Genomic DNA, 17,209 nt, shown 5'->3' with positions numbered 1-17,209 from the left:
TTGACGAACCGATCAATTGCCGAGGAAAGATCGAGCCGCGCGGTAAGGACGTTCTTCTCGCCCCTCCGTATGCTGTGATCGGTGAGATCACGCGAAAGCGAGGGGCGCGTCATGACTCTGGTCGAACACCTCCGATTCGGGTTTCGGTCGATGGTCGGTCTCGGGGCGTACACCAGCCTGCCCACCGAGGCCGCTCTCAACACGCTGAGCCACGACATGGAGGGGTACCAGTCCGGCGATAGGAACGCGTTCTTGCGGCTGTACGCGATCCTCGCTCCCGACGTTCGACGGTACCTGGCCAGCCTCCCGGAGTCCGGTATCCCGCTCGACACCCAGGTCGACCAGGTGTTCCGCCAGATTCATCAGGTTCGCCGCACCTACGATCCGGCTCATCCCGTCATCCCGTGGGTTCTGGCGATTGCCCAAGCCGTCCACGGCAGGAACCGGCGGCGTCCCCTGGAAAGCTGACCCGCGAGGCGGGTCTCAGACCCGCCCCTACTCCGCCAACAACTGACGCTTGGCCTGCATGAGCGCGCGCTTCTGCTGTTCGCTCATCTCGGGCATCTGCAGGTCGAGTTCCTCGATCGTCCTCGTCGTGATCGACGCGACGAGCACCCGCGCCAGCCACTTGTTGTCGGCCGGGATCACCCACCACGGCGCGTGCTTCGTGCTGGTGTGGTTCAGCATCTCTTCGAACGCCTGCTGATAGTCCTTCCAACACTTGCGTTCGGCCAGGTCCGCGACCGAGAACTTCCAGTGCTTGCTCGGATCCTCGAGTCGGTCGAGCAGCCGCCGCTTCTGTTCGCCCTTGGAGACGTGGAGGAAGAACTTCAGCACCACGGTGCCGTTCCGCGCCAGGTGTTCCTCGAGGTTGTTGATGTCCTGGTAGCGGGCCTGCCAGAACTTCTCGTTCCGCTTGCCGGGCGGCAGCCGCTGCCGCTCGAGGATCTCCTGGTGCACCCGGACGACGAGCACCTCCTCGTAATACGACCGGTTAAAGATGCCGATGCGGCCGCGCTCCGGCAGCGCCTTGGTGTAGCGCCACAGGTAGTTGTGCGCCAGTTCCTCGTCGGACGGTCTCTTGAAGCTGAAGACCTCGCAACCTTGCGGGTTCACACCCGACATCACGTGCTTGATGATGCCGTCCTTTCCGGCCGCGTCCATCGCCTGCAGGACGATCAGCAGCGAGTGGCGGCCGGTGGCATAGAGCCGTTCCTGCGCGTCGGCCAGCGCTTCGAGGTTCTTCGACAGGAAAGCCTGGGCCTCGGCCTTCAGGTCGTCCTTGGCCAGGTCGCGCAAATCGCCAGTGCCCTTCCAGTGCGTCGCGCAGTCCCTGATACGCACCCGGCGGTTCGGCCTCACCTGGAACAGATCCCGGATGTCCCTGAACTTCAGCGCCATGGTTCTGGTCCTTTCGTTGGTCCGATGGTACCACGCCTCCTGCCGGACGTAGTACCCTACGAGTCTCCGCGCTGGCCCGCCCTTCCAAGGAGCAGTCTGTGAAGCCGCGAACACGACTCCCGGTCGCACTCGTCATCGTGGTCGCTGCCGCGACCACGGTTCTCGCACAAGGGCTCATACCGAGTCTTGGCGGCAGGAGCGAGGCAGCCGCACCGGCCGCGCAGCCGACGATGTTCGCCGATCCGCTTGGACGCCAGACACCCGCCGGGACGGTCACGGGGTTCCTCGACGCCGTGGGCAGGCGCGACCTGTCTCGGGCGGCAAAGTACCTCGACACGAAGCTCCCGGAGGACCAGGCCGAGGAATTGGCGCAGGAGCTGAAGATCCTCCTCGATCGCGCCCTGTCGGTGGACCTCGGCCGGATCAGCCGAAACCCCGAAGGGGAACGGGATTCACGGTTCGGCAAGGATCGCGAGTTGATCGGTACGATCGACGGCGACAGCGGGACACTCAACGTGCTGTTGGTGCGGGTTCGCCGTGCGGACGAGCCGCCGGTCTGGCTGTTCGCGCCCGAGACGCTCCACGCGGTGCCCCGATTTCAGGAGGACTACAAGCCGTCCGCCGTCGAGGAATACCTGCCGGCTTCGCTTCGCCAGGGACAGGGCGGATGGTATCGCCTGTGGTCGTGGATCTTCGTGGTTGCCGTTTGCGGCGTGGCGTTCATCATGGCCACGCTGCTCGCGCGGCTCGGGAACTGGGCGTTGAAGCCGGCGGCGACGCGGATCTTCGGCGGGGGCGTTGGTGCCCGCCACCCCGCCCTGGTCGCTCCCTGGCGCTGGTTGCTGTTCGGCATCATCGCCCGTGCGGCGGCGCCGCACCTGCTCACACTGCAACAGCGCTACGGTGGCGAGCGTTTCGGCGCGCTCCTCATCGCGGGTGCGCTCACGTGGCTGGCCGTGGGCATTGTCGGGCATCTGATGGGGCGGTGGATCGCGCCGCTCGAGCGCCAGGGCACCACCGAGAAGATCGCGCCGCTCAGGCTGGCCAGCCGGCTGCTGCAGGTGGGAGTTGTCATCATCGGGGGGCTTGGGCTGTTGAAGCTGGTCGGCGTCAACATGACGCCGGTGCTGGCGGGCCTCGGCGTCGGGGGCATCGCGGTGGCCCTGGCATCGCAGAAGACCCTCGAGAACCTCTTCGGCGGCATGATGGTGATTGGCGACAGCCCGGTCCGCATCGGCCAGTTCTGCCGTGTCGGCACGATGGTGGGGACGATCGAAGACATCGGTCTGCGCTCCACGCGCATCCGCACGCTCGCGCGGACGATCATCTCCATTCCGAACGCCGACCTGGCGACGATGAGCCTCGAGAACTTCGCCGCGCGCGACAAACTGCTCTTCCAGCAGACCTTCACACTGCGCTACGAGACGACGCTCGCGCAACTGCGGCTCGTGGTAGCCGGGATGCGCCAACTGCTCGATCGGCACGCGGAGGTGGAGGAGTCCACCGCCCGCGTACGCCTGCTGCGCCTGGCGCCAAGCGGCTTCGAGGTCGAGGCGTTCGCCTACGTGATGACGACGGAGTACGAGACGTTCCTGGCCGTGCAAGAGGACCTGCTCCTCAGGCTGATGGACGTGATAGCCGCCAGCGGCACGGCGCTCGCCTTTCCTTCGCAGACGATGTACGTCGCGAAGGACGGTGGACTCGAGTCGCCGCACGCGGTGGCTGCTCCTCCGCCGGCTGACGCCGCAAGACGGTGACACGGTGTCGCCACGCGGCAGCCCAAAGGATGTGGTGCGGGTCCGTGCTCGCCGTATAATCGCCCGGCTGGCCCCAACAGTCATGAAGGAGGCGTCGTGGTACGTCATGGTCATCGCGTCGTTCCGGGAGTCCTGCTGTCCGCCGTCGTCTGGTGTCTGACGATCGCCGTGCCCTCGTCCGCGCAGCCCCCGCAGCGGCCCGCCGCGCTCGGCGCGCAGGGTCCGGCAGCCCCCGCGCCAAATGCGGCATCCGCCGCGGCACGATCGCCGCGTGATGAGGCGCCGGTGCCGGAATTGGCGGAGCGCACCTCCGTCACGCACCACACGATACGCATTGGTGGCCAGCCCGTGGCCTACACCGCCACGGCGGGCACGCTCGTCCTGCGCGACGAGCGGTCGAGGCCCGTGGCGAGCTTCTTCCATGTCTACTACACGAAGGACGGCGTCGCGGACGTCGCGAAGCGGCCGATCGTCTACTCGTTCAACGGCGGGCCCGGAACGGCGTCGGTCTGGATGCACATGGGGTTCACCGGCCCGCGGCGGGTCGTGTACGACGACGACGGATTTCAGGTCCGCCCGCCGTCCCGGCTGAACGACAACGAGCAGTCGATCCTCGACATCGCGGACATCGTCTACATCGATCCGATCGGCACCGGGTACAGCCGGATGGCGGCGGGCGAGGATCCGCACAGGTTCCACGGCGTGGCGGACGACATCGCGGCGATGGGTGATTTCATCCGCGTGTTCACGATGCGCCAGTCCCGGTGGAAGTCCCCGAAGTTCCTGATTGGCGAGAGCTACGGCACGACGCGGGCGTCCGGCCTGGTGGGCTACCTCCAGAGCCAGCACCAGATGTACTTCAACGGCGTGATCCTGGTGTCGATGACGAACCTGGGGTTCGAGCGGGGCGCGGATCTTGGCTACGCGACGGCCCTGCCCTACATGACGGCGACGGCGTGGTATCACAAGAAGCTCCCGGCGGACCTGCAGGCCAGGCCGCTTGCCGAGGCGCTGGCGGAGTCCGAGCGGTTCGCCATGAACGAGTACCAGGTGGCGCTCTTCAAGGGCGGGCTGCTGACGACCGAGGAGCGGGCGCCGATCGCGAGGCAGTTGGCGCGGCTGACCGGCCTCTCGCCGGAGTTCATCCTGCACAGCAACATCAGGATCGAGCGGCAGCGATTCTGGAAGGAGCTGCTGCGCGACCGCGGCCTCACCGTGGGCCGCCTGGACAGCCGCTACACCGGCGTCGATCGGGACGCGTCTGGCGAGGCGCCGGAAGGCGACCCGGCCATGTGGAACTGGGATGGTCCGTTCGCGGGGGCGCTGCACACTTACTTCCGCGACGAGTTGAAGTGGGAGAGCGACGACAAGTACTACATCTGGGGCAACGTCAGGCCGTGGCGCCAGGATCCGGAGACGCGCGTCGGTGAGCTGCTGCGCAAGGCGATGACGCAGAACCCGTTCCTCAAGGTGCTGATCCTCGAAGGCTACTTCGACGGCGCCACCGACTACTTCAGCGCGCGCTACACGATCTCGCACCTCGACCCGAGCGGCGCGCTGAACCAGCGGTTCCAGTTCGCCTTCTTCGAGAGCGGGCACATGATGTATCTCAAGAACTCGGCGCTCGTGAAGGCCAAGCAGGAGTTGACGCGCTTCATCCAGGCGGCGATCGAATAATCGACCCTCGTCGTTACCGCAGCACCTTCACGGGATCCACGCGGGCGGCGCGCCGGGCGGGCACGAGGCACGCGATGAGGGCGACGATCGTCAGCAGCACCGGCGCCAGGACGAACGTCGCCGCGTCGTACGGCGTCACCCCGTAGAGCAGCTTCGACAGATACCGGGCACCCGCCGCCGACAACGCCAGGCCGATCACCGCACCAGTGACGGTCACGGCCAGCCCCTGTCGGACCACGAGCCGCGCGATCACCCACGGCGTGGCGCCGAGCGAGGTCCGGACGCCGATCTCGCGGGCACGCAGCGACACGCCGTAGGACAGCACGCCAAACAGGCCGACGGCCGCGATGGTCAGCGCGAAAGCGGCGAACACGCCGAGCAGCAGCGCATACAACCGCGGCTTCGACAGGCTGTTCCACACCCGATCCTCCATCGTCATGACGGAGTCGAGCGCGAGCGTGGCGTCCTGCTCGCGGACGAACGACCGCAGGATCGGCACGAGACGGGTGGGATCTCCGGCGGTCCGTACGACGATCGCCGGCGTGTCGAAGAGCAAGCCGCCCTTGACCTGGTGGACGGTGTCGTAGGCCTCCGGCTGGGCGACGTCGGATACCGCGCCGAAGCGCGCGTTCTCGATCACGCCAATGACCTCGCGCGGCGCCTTCTGCCCCGGCAGTTGAACGCCCACTGCCGGTGTGTCGAGGTACTGGCGTGCGAATGCACGATTCACGACGGTGACCTCCTTCGAATCGTGCGTGTCGGCGTCGATGAACGCGCGTCCCTCGACCACCCGCAGGCCGAGTGCGGAGAAGTAGCCCGGGCTGACGTGGCGAACCGTGGCGTGCGCCGGCACCATGCCGCCACCCTTGCGCGCCGGCACGGGGAACGCCGCCAGAAGGACGTTGCCGCTGACGAGCGGGAGGTTCGACGCGTAGGCGGCCGCCTTCACACCCGGCACGGCCCTCAGTCGCGACACCAGGCGGTCGAGCACCTCGACGCGACGCTCGCCCGGGTAGGCGCCGTCGCGCAGCGACAGTCTCGCCGTGAGCACGTTCGTCGGATCGTACCCGCGGTCGGCATCGAGCAGGGCGACCATGCTGCGGACCAGAAGCGCTGCGCCCACGAGCAGCACGCAGGCGACGGCGACCTGGCCGACCATGATCGCCAGACGGGCGCGAGCCGTGGTCGTGCGGTGGCCGGCGCCGACCGCCGAGAGGCTGTCCTCGCTCAGGGCGCCCGCGAGGTCCACACGGCGCGCATGGAGCACGGGAGCCAGACCGAAGCCGAGACTGGACGTGAGCGAAAGGGCGACGGCGACCAGGGCGACGCGCCAGTCGATTCCGATGTCGGCCAGCCTTGGGAAGTCGGGGGGGAGCACCGACGGGAGGATGTGGACGAGCCACGCGGCCAGCACCAGGCCAGCCAGCCCGCCAACCTGCCCGAGGATCGCGTTTTCGATGAGCAGTTGCCGCGCCAGTCGTCCGGTGCCGGCACCGAGCGCGCTTCGAATCGCAATCTCCCGCCGGCGCGCCGTCGTGCGGGCCAGTTGCAGGCTGGCGACATTGGCCGTCGCGGTGACGAGCAGCAGGCCGACCGCGACGAGAAAGACGATGAGCGCCGGGCGGACGTCGCCCGTCATCGACTCGAGGAACGGCACGGCGCTGACCTGGACAGCGCCGCGACTTCCAAACACCGCCATCACCACCAGGCCGGGATCCGGCGCGTGGTTGCCGCGCGCAGACGCCTCAGCGGCGGCCTGTGCGGCGGTCGCGCCAGGGCGCAGCCTCGCCAGCGCGCTGAACATCGACAGCCCGCCGCCGGATTTGCCCGGGACAACGGCCGGCCGGACCTGGAACGGAACCCACGCCCGAATCTCGCGATCTGGGAACGCGAAGGAGGCGGGCATCACCGCCGCCACGTGATAGTCCTCGCCGTCCAGACGCACGACGCGACCGATCGCCTGCGGCGACGCGTTGAAGCGGGCCTGCCACAAGCCATGTGAGAGCACGATCTGCTTCTCGTCGAGCGCGCCGTCGGCCGACGTCGTGAACAGGCGGCCGAGCGCCGGCGTGGCACCGAGCAGCGGGAACAACTCCGGTGACGCGGACACGACGCGGATCCGTTCCGGCTCCCCGGCACCCACCAGCGTCAGGAGATCGGTTGACCAGGCGGCGATCCCCTCGATCGTCGCCGGATGGTCGGCCCAGGCCAGGTATGTCGCGTTCGTGAAGAAGGTGGGCGGCTTCGCGCTGCCCTGGCGCGTCTCGTAGACACGAACGAGCCGGCCGGCGTCCCGCCACGGGATGGGTTTCACGAGCACGCCGTACGCCACGCTGAACAGCACCGTGGACGCACCGACGCCGAGCGCCACCGTGAGGCCGACGACGAGCGTGTGGCCCCACTGGCGCCGCAGGAGTTGCCAGGCGTAGCGCACATCGTGGCCAACGCCCGCGAGCCAGGGTGCGGATGCCGGCGGCGGCTCGACGGCGGCGACCGAACGGGGCCGGCGCGTGCGGACGCGTTCGTCTCCGGCCCAGGCGTCAATCTGGCTCTCGACGCCGCGCGCCGCCGTGTCGGCGTCAAGGCCCTCCGCCCGCGCCGCCTCGAAGGCCGCGGCGGCATGCTGTGCCAGTTCCTCGACGACGTCGTCGGACGGCGCCGACGACCCGAAGGCCGCACGTACTCGTGAGTTCCAGTCCATCGTTGCGCTCCTCCTGGACGGACGAGACGCCTGTCCTCATGCTTCACGAAGCTTGGCCACCCGGTCCAGCGCGACGAAGAAGTTCTCCCACACGCCGCGCTGGCTCGTGAGGACCTTCCGGCCAGCCCGCAGGATCCGGTAGTAGCGGCGGCGCCGCTGGCCCGCTTTCTCCACCCAGCGCCCCTCGACGAGCCCGCGATCCTCGAGCCGGTAGAGCGTGGGGTACAGCGAGGCGACGTTGTAGGTGATGTCGCCCTGCGACCGTTCGCCGATCAACCGGGCGATCTCGTAGCCGTGGCGCGGGCGTTCCTCGACGAGCGCCAGGATGAGCATCTCGGTGCTGCCACGCTTCAGTTCCCGCGAAAGGAGTGATGTGGACATATATCGTCACAATATATATCGCACGCCGACCCTTTGGTGCAAGCGTATCCGCCGCAACGTGAGCAGCGGGGGGCGTGATGATTGGCTGTTCCAGGCCGGCCGCGAATTGGCTGTTGCAGCCATCCATTCCACAACGTATCGTTGACTGGATTGGACGACCGCCGAATGCGGCGTTCGACCGAGCCACCATGTCGCTGCTGCTGACCGTCGATCGCCAGGCGGACGACCCCGTCTGGAAGCAGATTGCCAACCGCGTCGTCACGCTCGTGGATGACGGCACGCTGGTGGCCGGGAGTCGTCTGCCGCCCAGCCGGACGCTGGCCGGCACGCTCGGTGTGAACCGCTCCACGGTCTGCCGAGCCTACGAGGAACTGTGGGCGCTCGGCTACCTCGAGAGTCGTCAGGGGTCGTATTCGACGGTTCGCGGTCGCGCGCGGCCCTTGTCGGGATCGAGGGTGGCGGCCCCGCCCCTCGTCGACTGGGATCGGGCATGCGCGCCGGGCGTGCGCGACGCGTGCCGGCGCCTGGCGGCCTCACCACGCCCCGCCGCCGCTGGCACTGGCCGTATCGACTTCGCCAATCTCACGGCCGACACCAGCCTCTGTCCGGTCGACGATCTCCGCCGCGCGGTCAGGCACGTGCTGCTGCAGCACGGGGCGTCCCTGCTCGACTATGGCGAACCAGCCGGCTACGCGCCGCTGCGCGAGGTGTTGGCGCGCCGCCTGCGGGGGCACGGCGTCACCGTCTCTCCGGACGAGATCCTCATCACGCACGGCGCGCAGCAGGCGCTCGAGCTCGTGCTGACGCTCGTCGCGCGACCGGGCGCCAGCATCGCGATCGAGGTTCCGACCTACGCCCTCATCCTCCCGCTGCTGCAGGTCCTGGACCTGCGGGCCGTCGAAATCCCGCTCCTTCCCGACGGCCTCGATCTGCAGGCGCTCGAGGCAGCGTTCTCCCGCGAACCTCCGGCGCTGCTCTACACGATGCCGAACTTCCAGAATCCAACCGGCATCACCACGAGCCAGGCGCACCGCGAGCGGTTGCTGTCGCTCTGCGAGGCGCACGCCGTGCCCATCCTCGAGGACGGTTTCGAGGAGGAGATGAAGTACTTCGGCAAGGCGGTGCTTCCCATCAAGTCGATGGACCGGCACGGCATCGTGATCTACGTCGGCACGTTCTCGAAGGTGATCTTCCCCGGCCTCCGTGTCGGCTGGATTGCCGCCGATCGCGAATGCATCCGACGGTTGGTGGCGCTCAACCGGTGCTCGATCCTGTCGGGCAGCACGCTCGATCAGGCGGCCGTGCATCGCTTCTGCGAAGCGGGCCACTACGAGAAGTATCTTCGCCGGCTGCACACGGTCTACCGCCGCCGCATGCAGATGCTGCTCAAGTGCCTGAAACTGCGGATGCCGGCCGGCCGCGTCGCGTGGACCGAGCCGGTCGGTGGGTGCACGCTCTGGCTTCGCGTGAACGGCGCGCGGGCGTCGGACGAAGCGAAGATCGTTGAGCGGGCGCATCGCGAGGGCGTCGCCGTCACGCCGGGCAGCCACTTCTTCAGCACGCCGCAGAACGGCGTGGGCTTCCGCCTGTCGATCGCGAAGGCCAAAGTGCACGAAATCGACGAAGGATGTCGCCGCCTGGCCCGGGCCATCCGGGGATGATCGCGCGGCCGGCAGGGCGGACATGCGGCAGGGCGGCACTCCGCCCGGGCGGCGAGGACCTCACATGACCTGTTGTTTCACTCCGTACGCTGATGGCCAGCATCTCCTCGTTGAACACTCAGAGCCTCGCGTTCTCTCGCAAGCTCGGGTTCGAGGAGGTCGGGCGCTTCAGACGCATCGGCGAGGAACACGGGCGCGAATTCGACGTGGTCTACATGCAGAAATGGCTCTGAGCCAGGGAGGAGCCGGGTATGGCTCGGATTCCCGTACAGCGAACGGCACCCGGAATCAGCTACGCCATCACCGACCATGGCATGGAGTTGCCGGTCATCGACGTGACGCATCCCGCCTTCGATCTCGATCCGTCTGCCGATGAGCTCGCGGAGATCGAACGTCGAACGCTCGAAGGCTTCGCGCGCACGAGCCGGCTCCCCGCGTTCGTGTTGCGCTGGATGTCCCGGCGCTCGATCGTCATGCGCTCGGTGATGGACGCGTCGGGCCACGTGCTGCCGGCCATCGCCACCTACCTGCAGAAGCTCGGGCCCGACAACGCGGACGACAGGTGGGCGAGCGACCTCGATCGCAAGCTGCTGCGATCGATCGGCCCGGTGTCGATGCGCCTGCGACTACGCGACGTGGCGCGTCTCTCGGCCGACGGTCTCGCCGAGACGCTGGCGCGCGACGGTCGTCGGCCGTTGCACTTCATGAACATCGCCGGCGCTGCGAAGCCAGGTCCCGCGCACCAGGCGATCGTGCTCGTGCCGGCCGGCATGGCCTGACCTGACCTGACCAGCCGACCCCGCCGGGCCGGAGTCGGATTGGCGGCCAGGCGGACCAGGGTACTACCTTCTGGGTCGGGTACTGAGATGGATCTTGAGGTGGTGGCTTGCGGAGCATCTTGCGCCTTGACGGTCCGACGCCTCGGGGGAAGCTCCAGCCAGCTCCGCCGCTTGGCATCTTGACGTTGCAGCTTGGCGTCAGGGTGTTTTCGCAGGTGTAGCCGAGACGGCTCCGACTTGCAGTCCACCCGCGATTCGGTGATACTCCGAATCCCCAGTCACGAGAAGGATGGACTCATGCTGAGACTCGAGGGCAAAGCGGCGGTGGCACAGGGCGGCGGCCCGACGGCGGTCATCAATCAGAGCCTCGCCGGCGTCGTGCTGGAGGCGCGCAAGTACCCGTTCATCACCCAGGTCTACGGCGCGCGCTACGGGGTGCGCGGGATCATCAACGAGGACTTCCTCGACCTCTCGCAGGCCACCACCCACAATCTCGAAATGGTCGGCATCACGCCGTCCTCGGCGCTCGGCTCGACGCGCGACAAGCCGGACGCCGCGTACTGCGAGCGGATGGTCGAGGTCTTCCAGCGCCACGATGTTCGTTATTTCTTCTATATCGGCGGCAACGACTCGGCGGAAACCTGCCGCATCGTCGCGAACTTCGCGGAGCAGAAGGGGTACGACCTTCGCGTCATCCACATCCCGAAGACGATCGACAACGACATCCTCGTAACGGACCATACGCCGGGTTTCGGCAGCGCGGCCAAGTTCGTGGTGAGCGCCTTCGCCGGCCTCGACCTCGACAACTATGCGATCCCTGGCGTGTTCGTCGGCGTCGTGATGGGACGAAGCGCCGGGTTCCTGACGGCGACGTCGGTGTTCGCGCGCCGGTGGCCGGACGATGGGCCGCATCTGATCTACGTGCCCGAGGCGCCGTTCAGCATCGAGCGCTTCCTGGCGGACGTGGACCGCGTCTACACCCAGCACGGCCGCTGCGTCGCCGCGGTCTGCGAGGGCATCGTCGCGGACGACGGCGAGCCGATGCTGCTCAAGCTGAACGCGGCGGAGGAGCGCGACCCGTTCGGCAACCTGCAGTTGTCGGGGCGCAGCACGCTCGGCGACGCGCTGTCGGACGCGGTGAAGGCACACCTGAAGATCACCCGCGTTCGCTGCGACACGTTCGGCTACCTGCAGCGGTCGTACCTGGGCGTGATCTCGGATGTGGACGCGAGCGAGGCACGCGACGTCGGCGAGACGGCCGTCCACTTCGCGGTGCACGGCAAGAGGAACGGATCGGTAGCCATCCGGCGGACCGGCGACTACTCGGTGGACTACTTCCTGACGCCGCTCGAGGGAGTGGCAGGCAACACGAAGCCGCTGCCGAAGGAATTCCTCAAAGGCAGGAACGACATCGACGAATCGTACAAGAGCTACGCGCGGCCGTTGATGGGGCCGCTGGCGCAGTTCGACCGTCTCATCGCGCCGGGCGTCAGGGTGACGAGGCCGACGGCGCAGGGGTAGCCGGAGAACCTCCGTCTTCCGTTTCAGAGGGACATGCGTAAGAACGGTTTCCTTTTCTGGGGTTTCAAGCCGCCCAGGAATCTCGTGCGGGCCGGGCTCGGAAACCTGGAACAGCAGGTGATCGAGATTGTGTGGCGGGCCGGCGAGGTCACGGTGCGGGACGTGTCCGCGCACCTGGATGCCGCGGTCGCGTACACGACCGTCATGACGACGCTCGATCGGCTCTTTCGAAAAGGGCTCCTGGCCCGTACCAAGCGGTCGCGGGCCTTCGTCTACTCGGCATCGGCCACACGCGAGGAACTCGATGAGATGGTGGCCAGCGATCTCGTCTCGGGCGTGCTCTCCGGGGAGTGGTCCGCGCCGCTGCCGTTCCTGTCGAATCTCGTCGAGGCGGTCGGCGATCGGGATCGGGCGCTGCTCGACGAACTCGAGCGACTGGTCAAGGTGAAACGCCGCCGGATGCGGAAACGGGAAGAGCCGTGAACGAAGCGCTATTCACGCTGGTGCTCGTGCTCGCCTGGTTCGGGGCGGTGAACATCGGCCTGTCCGGGCTGATTGCCTTCCTGGGCTGGAGCGGCCAGCGCGGCGCGATCCCCTCGCATCTCGCCTCGACACCGCGCGCGCTGCTCGTCCTCCGGCTGTTGCCGGGTATGGCCTCGCTGTGGTTCATCCTCCTCGTGTTCCTGCCGGCGCAGTGGCGGTTCGAACCCGAAGGCGTCGAAGAAACCGCGGGCGTCTGCCTGATGGTCCTGGCGGCTGCCGGTGCCGCGATCCTCGCGACGACCGCGGGACGCGCACTTCGCGACCTGCGCGCGACGCGGCAGATGGAACACTCATGGCGTGCGGCCGGCTGCGACGAGACACGTCAGCCGCCCGTTGACAGGTTCCCTGGTTCCTTCCACTGGTTGACCGATCCGGCTCCCGTCCTCGCGCTCGTGGGAATTCGACGTCCGCGCCTGTTCCTCTCGAGGAGTCTGGTGGACGCGCTGACACCCGACGAACTCGCCGTCGGGCTCTCCCACGAGTTGGCGCACCGGGAGAGCCGGGACAACGTGAAACGCGCGCTGGTGTCCTGCTGCCCGGACCTGTTGAGATGGACGACTGGCGGCCGCCACATCGAGCAGCGGTGGCGCGCGGCGATGGAGTTTGCAGCAGACGCCCGCGCCGCAGCCGGCGACCCGCGACGCGCCCTGTCGCTGGCCTCCGCGTTGCTGAAGGTGGCGCGCCTCACGCCGCCGGGTGTTGCAACCGCCGGCAGCCGGTTCTACGACGGAACGCTGCTGTCGGCGCGTGTCGAGCGCTTGCTCAGCGGCCCGATTCTGCGCGACGACTCCCGCCTTCCGCGCGCATGGTCGATTCCGATCGTGATCGTCGTCGTCGTCCTCAGTGGTCTCGCCGCCGAGGCCGTCTGGTTCACGACCCACCTTGCGACCGAAGGGCTGGTCCGGCTGCTTCCCTGAGGCTGAAACCCGAGGCCCAGAGCCGTTGTCTACGAGTGCTGGTAGTAGCACACCGCCCGGGAATCATAATCAACGGTCCGCTCCCCGGGAGGATTTCACCATGTCGGATCTCTGTCTTCTTCACCGATTCGCGAGCGCAGGGCGCTCGGCCTCGCTTGCCGCGGCGGTGATCGTCGTGACCGCTTCGACCGCGTTCGCTCAGGCGCCACCCACCGGAACCGAGCAGAATCGAACGAAGCCGGCAACCGCCACTCAGACGGCGCCAGGCACAACGCCTGCCGCGATCGCCAGCCCGCAGCAGCCCGACCAACTGCCGCGCGTGGATGTCGAGGTGGTGGTCACGGCTCCACGCATGGAAATTCCGCTGAAGGAGAATCCGGCCGCCACGACCGTCATCACCGGAGAGACACTCGAGTCGATGCCGCGTGGCATCGGCGCCGAAGAGGCGCTGCAGTTCGTGCCCGGGGTGAAGGTCGACAACCAGGCCGATGGCGAGCGCGTGCACCTGTCGATCCGGGGCCAGGGGCTGCTCACCGAGCGCGGGATTCGCGGCGTCAAGGTGCTGCTCGACGGCCTGCCGCTCAACGATCCGACGGGCTTCGCGCCGGATCTGTTCGACGTCGATTGGGCGACGGTGCAGCGAATCGAGGTGCTGCGCGGATCGGCGTCGGCGCTATACGGCGGCGGTTCGTCGGGCGGCGTCGTCAACATCACGACGCGCGACGGCGGCCAGGGAGGACCGAACGTGAGGCTGGGCCTGGATGCCGGTGCCTATTCGTTCTACAAGCCGGTCGCCGAAGTGGGCGGCACCAGCGGCCGGATGAACTACCGCATGTCCGTGTCGGGCAATTCGGGTGACGGGTACCGTGTTCACACGCAGTTCAACGCGTTCAACGCCTATGGGAAGCTGGGCTACAGGCCAAACGATTCGACCCGCCTGACCTTCATCGTTGCCGGGACGCACTTCTACAACGACAACGCCGAGGGACTGAACCTCGATTGGCTGGCGCAGGATCGGCGGATGGCCAACCCGGACGCGCTGACCTACAACGAGGGGCAGCGGACGAACCGCTTCACCACCGGCCTGTCGGGCCAGACGAAGATTGCCGATGGCCATGAGGTGTCGTATGCGGTCTACTACCGCCGCACCGGGTGGTGGGAATCGGTGCCCTCGTCCGTCCAGCATCGCAGCTACGACTCGCCGGGCGGCAACGTGCAGTACACGATGCACTCGGACATCGCGCCGGTGAAGAACCACCTCTCGATCGGGGCCGACATCGACTGGCAGGGAATCGGCGAGTATCGCCATCCGAACCTCGGCGGCGCGAAGGAAGGGCCGGAACTGCTGTCGAACCAGGACATCACCCAGCGCGGGATCGGCCTCTATCTGCTCGACCGCGTCGAGTTCAACCCCGAGTGGAGCGCAACCGTCGGCCTGCGCCTGGACCGGATCCGCAACGAATTGACCGACAAGCTCGAGGCCGGAGGTGTGGATCTCTCGGGCGAGGCGTCGTTCGGGAAGACGACGGGCCGCCTGGGCGTTGCCTACAATCCGCGCGCGGACATCGGCGTCTACGCGTCGTGGGGACAGGGGTTCCTGCCGCCCGCCACCGAGGAGCTCGCGAACAACCCCGACCATCAGGGCGGGTTCAACCTGAGCCTCGTGCCGGCGACGTCGCGGGGCGAGGAGTTCGGCGTTCGCGGCGGCGCGAACGGGTTCGCGTACGACGTCGCGTTCTTTCACGTGAACACGGACAACGACTTCGGTCGGTATCGCGTGAAGAACCGGCCGCTCGAGACCTTCTACCAGAACGCCGGGTCGAGCCGGCGCTACGGTTTGGAGACCGCGCTCGGCTACGTGCCGCGTCCCGACATCAACCTGCGGCTCGCCTACACGTGGAACGACTTCAAGTACACGAGCATCAAGAGCCTGTTCGGCGAGTTCACCGACAAGGTCATGCCGAACGCTCCGCGGCACCAGTTCGCGTTCGACGCCGAGTACGTCTACGCCGACAACTGGGTGTTCGGGCTGAACCTCTTCGCGCAGAGCCTGTCGTACGTCGATCAGACCAACGTGGCGTCGACTGACGGCTTCGTTCTGGTGAATCCGCGCGTGGCGTACCGCTTCGGCAAGCGGGACGGTATGCGCGGTGAGGTGATGCTGTCGGTCCGCAATCTGCTGGCGACCGAGTACATCGCCTTCAGCGAGCCCGACCCGGACGGCAACTCCTACCAGCCCGGACCGACGAGGGAGTTGTTCTTCGGGGTCAGGCTGGTCCTCGGTAGATAGGTGCCGAGTGCACGGCGCGGCGTCCCACTGTCGAGCCATAGGCTGGGAAATCTGTTACGCTTTCCCGGCCTATGGCGACACTGACCGAAGGTGATCCTTCCAATCGTCCCGCTCCGTGGCACGCGCGCGTGAATTGGCGGGCCGTCGTGCCGATGGGCGTGGCGATCGCGCTCGCGCTCCTGCCCGTGCCCGCCGGCCTCACCAGAAACGCCTGGCTCTACTTCTCGCTGTTCGCCGGTGTCGTGACGGGGCTGGTGCTCGAGCCGATTCCCGCGGCCGGCGTCGGCTTCGTGGGCATGGCGCTCATGGCGGCGTCGCGCCTCGCGGCGCCCGATACCGAGGCCTCGCTGAAGCTGGCGCTCTCGGGCTTCGCCAACGGCACCGTCTGGCTCGTGTTCGCCGCATTCACGTTCGCGCTCGGCTACCAGAAGACCGGTCTGGGCAAGCGGATCGCCCTGCTGCTCGTGCGCCGCCTCGGTGGCCGCACGCTCGGCCTGGGGTACGCGGTGATGCTTGCCGACGTCGTGCTCGCGCCCTTCACCCCCTCCAATACCGCGCGCAGCGCCGGCACGGTGTTTCCGGTCATCCGCAACATTCCCCCGCTGTACGATTCGCATCCTGGACCCACGGCGCGCCGGATCGGTGCGTACATCATCTGGACCGAGTTCGCCGCGACGGCCGTCACCAGCTCGATGTTCCTCACCGGCCTGGCGCCGAACCTGCTGGCGGTCAGCCTCGTCGAGAAGACCATCGGACACGACATCTCGATGGGTACGTGGGTCATCGGCTTCCTGCCGATCGGACTGCTGTTCATTGCGGTGCTGCCGTGGCTGGTCTACAAGATCTACCCGCCGACCGTGACCGGCGGCCACGAAGTGCCGGAGTGGGCGGGCGCGGAACTCGCACGAATGGGCAGGGTCTCGCGGGGCGAATGGACGATGGGCGGGCTCGCGCTGGTCGCGATCTCGCTGTGGGTCCTCGGCGGCGAGCTGATGGAAGCTGCGACGGCCGCACTCCTCGTCATCTCTCTCATGCTCGCCTTCCGGATCGTTACCTGGCAGGAGATCGTCGGTCACAAGGACGCGTGGAACGTGCTGGTGCTCCTGGCGACGCTCGTGGGGCTGGCGGACGGACTGAACAAGGTCGGATTCGTCGGGTGGCTGGCCCGCGGATCGGCCGCGTTGCTCGGCGGTCTGCCGCCCACACTGGTGATGGCGGCACTCGTCGCCGTGTTCTTCGTCACGCACTACATGTTCGCGAGCATCACCGCGCACGTGACCGCGATGCTCCCGATGTTCCTCGCGGCGGGCGTGGCGGTGCCCGGTATGCCGGTGAACGCCTTCGCGTTGCTGCTGTGCTACTCGCTGGGCGTCATGGGCATCCTCACGCCGTACGCGACCGGTCCTGCGCCGGTCTTCTACGCGAGCGGGTTCGTGTCACGCAAGGAGTTCTGGACGCTGGGGCTGATCTTCGGGGCGATCTTCCTCGCGGCGCTCCTGGGAATTGGGATCCCGTACCTCATGCTGCTGCATCCAATGCAGCCCGTCTCGTGAACCTCGCGGCACCGGCCTCCGGCTGGCC

The 17,209-nt window shown here is 67.6% G+C and carries 14 protein-coding genes; 11 read left to right on the top strand and 3 right to left on the bottom strand.

Features of this window, described 5'->3' with window-relative positions:
* The first annotated feature begins 111 nt into the window (after nucleotides 1-111).
* Nucleotides 112-468: a hypothetical protein gene (locus tag VGK32_12110; GenBank protein HEY3382508.1), complete on the top strand. Its 357-nt coding sequence runs from the start codon at nucleotides 112-114 to the stop codon at nucleotides 466-468.
* 27 nt (nucleotides 469-495) lie between these two features.
* Here VGK32_12110 and VGK32_12105 read toward each other — a convergent pair whose 3' ends face one another.
* Entirely contained in the window at nucleotides 496-1,401 is a 906-nt protein-coding gene (locus tag VGK32_12105; GenBank protein ID HEY3382507.1) for a polyphosphate kinase 2 family protein, read from the bottom strand.
* A gap of 98 nt (nucleotides 1,402-1,499) precedes the next feature.
* Between VGK32_12105 and VGK32_12100 the strand changes: the two genes are divergently transcribed.
* Nucleotides 1,500-3,158, top strand: a complete 1,659-nt coding sequence (locus VGK32_12100; protein ID HEY3382506.1) for a mechanosensitive ion channel family protein — start codon at nucleotides 1,500-1,502, stop codon at nucleotides 3,156-3,158.
* A 96-nt stretch (nucleotides 3,159-3,254) separates the two neighbouring features.
* Nucleotides 3,255-4,835: a hypothetical protein gene (locus VGK32_12095; GenBank protein ID HEY3382505.1), complete on the top strand. Its 1,581-nt coding sequence runs from the start codon at nucleotides 3,255-3,257 to the stop codon at nucleotides 4,833-4,835.
* A 13-nt stretch (nucleotides 4,836-4,848) separates the two neighbouring features.
* On the opposite strand, the gene VGK32_12090 is transcribed toward VGK32_12095, so the two are convergent.
* Both VGK32_12090 and VGK32_12085 read right to left on the bottom strand, forming a co-directional pair.
* Nucleotides 4,849-7,536 carry an ABC transporter permease gene (locus VGK32_12090; GenBank protein ID HEY3382504.1) on the bottom strand — a complete coding sequence of 896 codons (2,688 nt, stop codon included), beginning with the start codon at nucleotides 7,534-7,536 and terminating at the stop codon, nucleotides 4,849-4,851.
* 36 nt (nucleotides 7,537-7,572) lie between these two features.
* Nucleotides 7,573-7,917, bottom strand: coding sequence for a helix-turn-helix transcriptional regulator (locus VGK32_12085; GenBank protein HEY3382503.1), 345 nt, complete (start codon nucleotides 7,915-7,917; stop codon nucleotides 7,573-7,575).
* A gap of 188 nt (nucleotides 7,918-8,105) precedes the next feature.
* Here VGK32_12085 and VGK32_12080 point away from each other — a divergent pair, with 188 nt between their 5' ends.
* The 8 genes from VGK32_12080 to VGK32_12045 all read left to right on the top strand — a co-directional run bounded on the left by VGK32_12080 (nucleotide 8,106) and on the right by VGK32_12045 (nucleotide 17,181).
* Complete coding sequence (locus VGK32_12080; GenBank protein ID HEY3382502.1) at nucleotides 8,106-9,578, top strand: PLP-dependent aminotransferase family protein; 1,473 nt, start codon at nucleotides 8,106-8,108, stop codon at nucleotides 9,576-9,578.
* Nucleotides 9,579-9,667: 89 nt separating this feature from the next.
* Nucleotides 9,668-9,811, top strand: a complete 144-nt coding sequence (locus tag VGK32_12075) for a hypothetical protein (protein HEY3382501.1) — start codon at nucleotides 9,668-9,670, stop codon at nucleotides 9,809-9,811.
* Nucleotides 9,812-9,829: 18 nt separating this feature from the next.
* A complete protein-coding gene (locus VGK32_12070; protein HEY3382500.1) occupies nucleotides 9,830-10,357 on the top strand; it encodes a hypothetical protein in 528 nt (175 codons plus the stop codon).
* Between the two features lie 297 nt (nucleotides 10,358-10,654).
* Complete coding sequence (locus tag VGK32_12065; protein HEY3382499.1) at nucleotides 10,655-11,878, top strand: 6-phosphofructokinase; 1,224 nt, start codon at nucleotides 10,655-10,657, stop codon at nucleotides 11,876-11,878.
* Nucleotides 11,879-11,911: 33 nt separating this feature from the next.
* On the top strand, nucleotides 11,912-12,361 hold the full coding sequence (locus VGK32_12060; protein HEY3382498.1) for a BlaI/MecI/CopY family transcriptional regulator: 450 nt from the start codon (nucleotides 11,912-11,914) through the stop codon (nucleotides 12,359-12,361).
* Nucleotides 12,358-13,338 carry a M48 family metalloprotease gene (locus VGK32_12055; GenBank protein HEY3382497.1) on the top strand — a complete coding sequence of 327 codons (981 nt, stop codon included), beginning with the start codon at nucleotides 12,358-12,360 and terminating at the stop codon, nucleotides 13,336-13,338. Before VGK32_12060 ends, VGK32_12055 begins: the two co-directional genes overlap by 4 nt.
* A gap of 100 nt (nucleotides 13,339-13,438) precedes the next feature.
* Complete coding sequence (locus VGK32_12050) at nucleotides 13,439-15,628, top strand: TonB-dependent receptor (GenBank protein ID HEY3382496.1); 2,190 nt, start codon at nucleotides 13,439-13,441, stop codon at nucleotides 15,626-15,628.
* A gap of 128 nt (nucleotides 15,629-15,756) precedes the next feature.
* Nucleotides 15,757-17,181, top strand: coding sequence for a DASS family sodium-coupled anion symporter (locus tag VGK32_12045; protein ID HEY3382495.1), 1,425 nt, complete (start codon nucleotides 15,757-15,759; stop codon nucleotides 17,179-17,181).
* The last annotated feature ends 28 nt before the right edge of the window (nucleotides 17,182-17,209 follow it).

The sequence above is a fragment of the Vicinamibacterales bacterium genome (assembly GCA_036504215.1).
Lineage (GTDB): Bacteria > Acidobacteriota > Vicinamibacteria > Vicinamibacterales > Fen-181 > FEN-299.
Note: the sequence above shows the minus strand (reverse complement) of the source record. Positions and strands in the feature narration are given on the sequence as shown.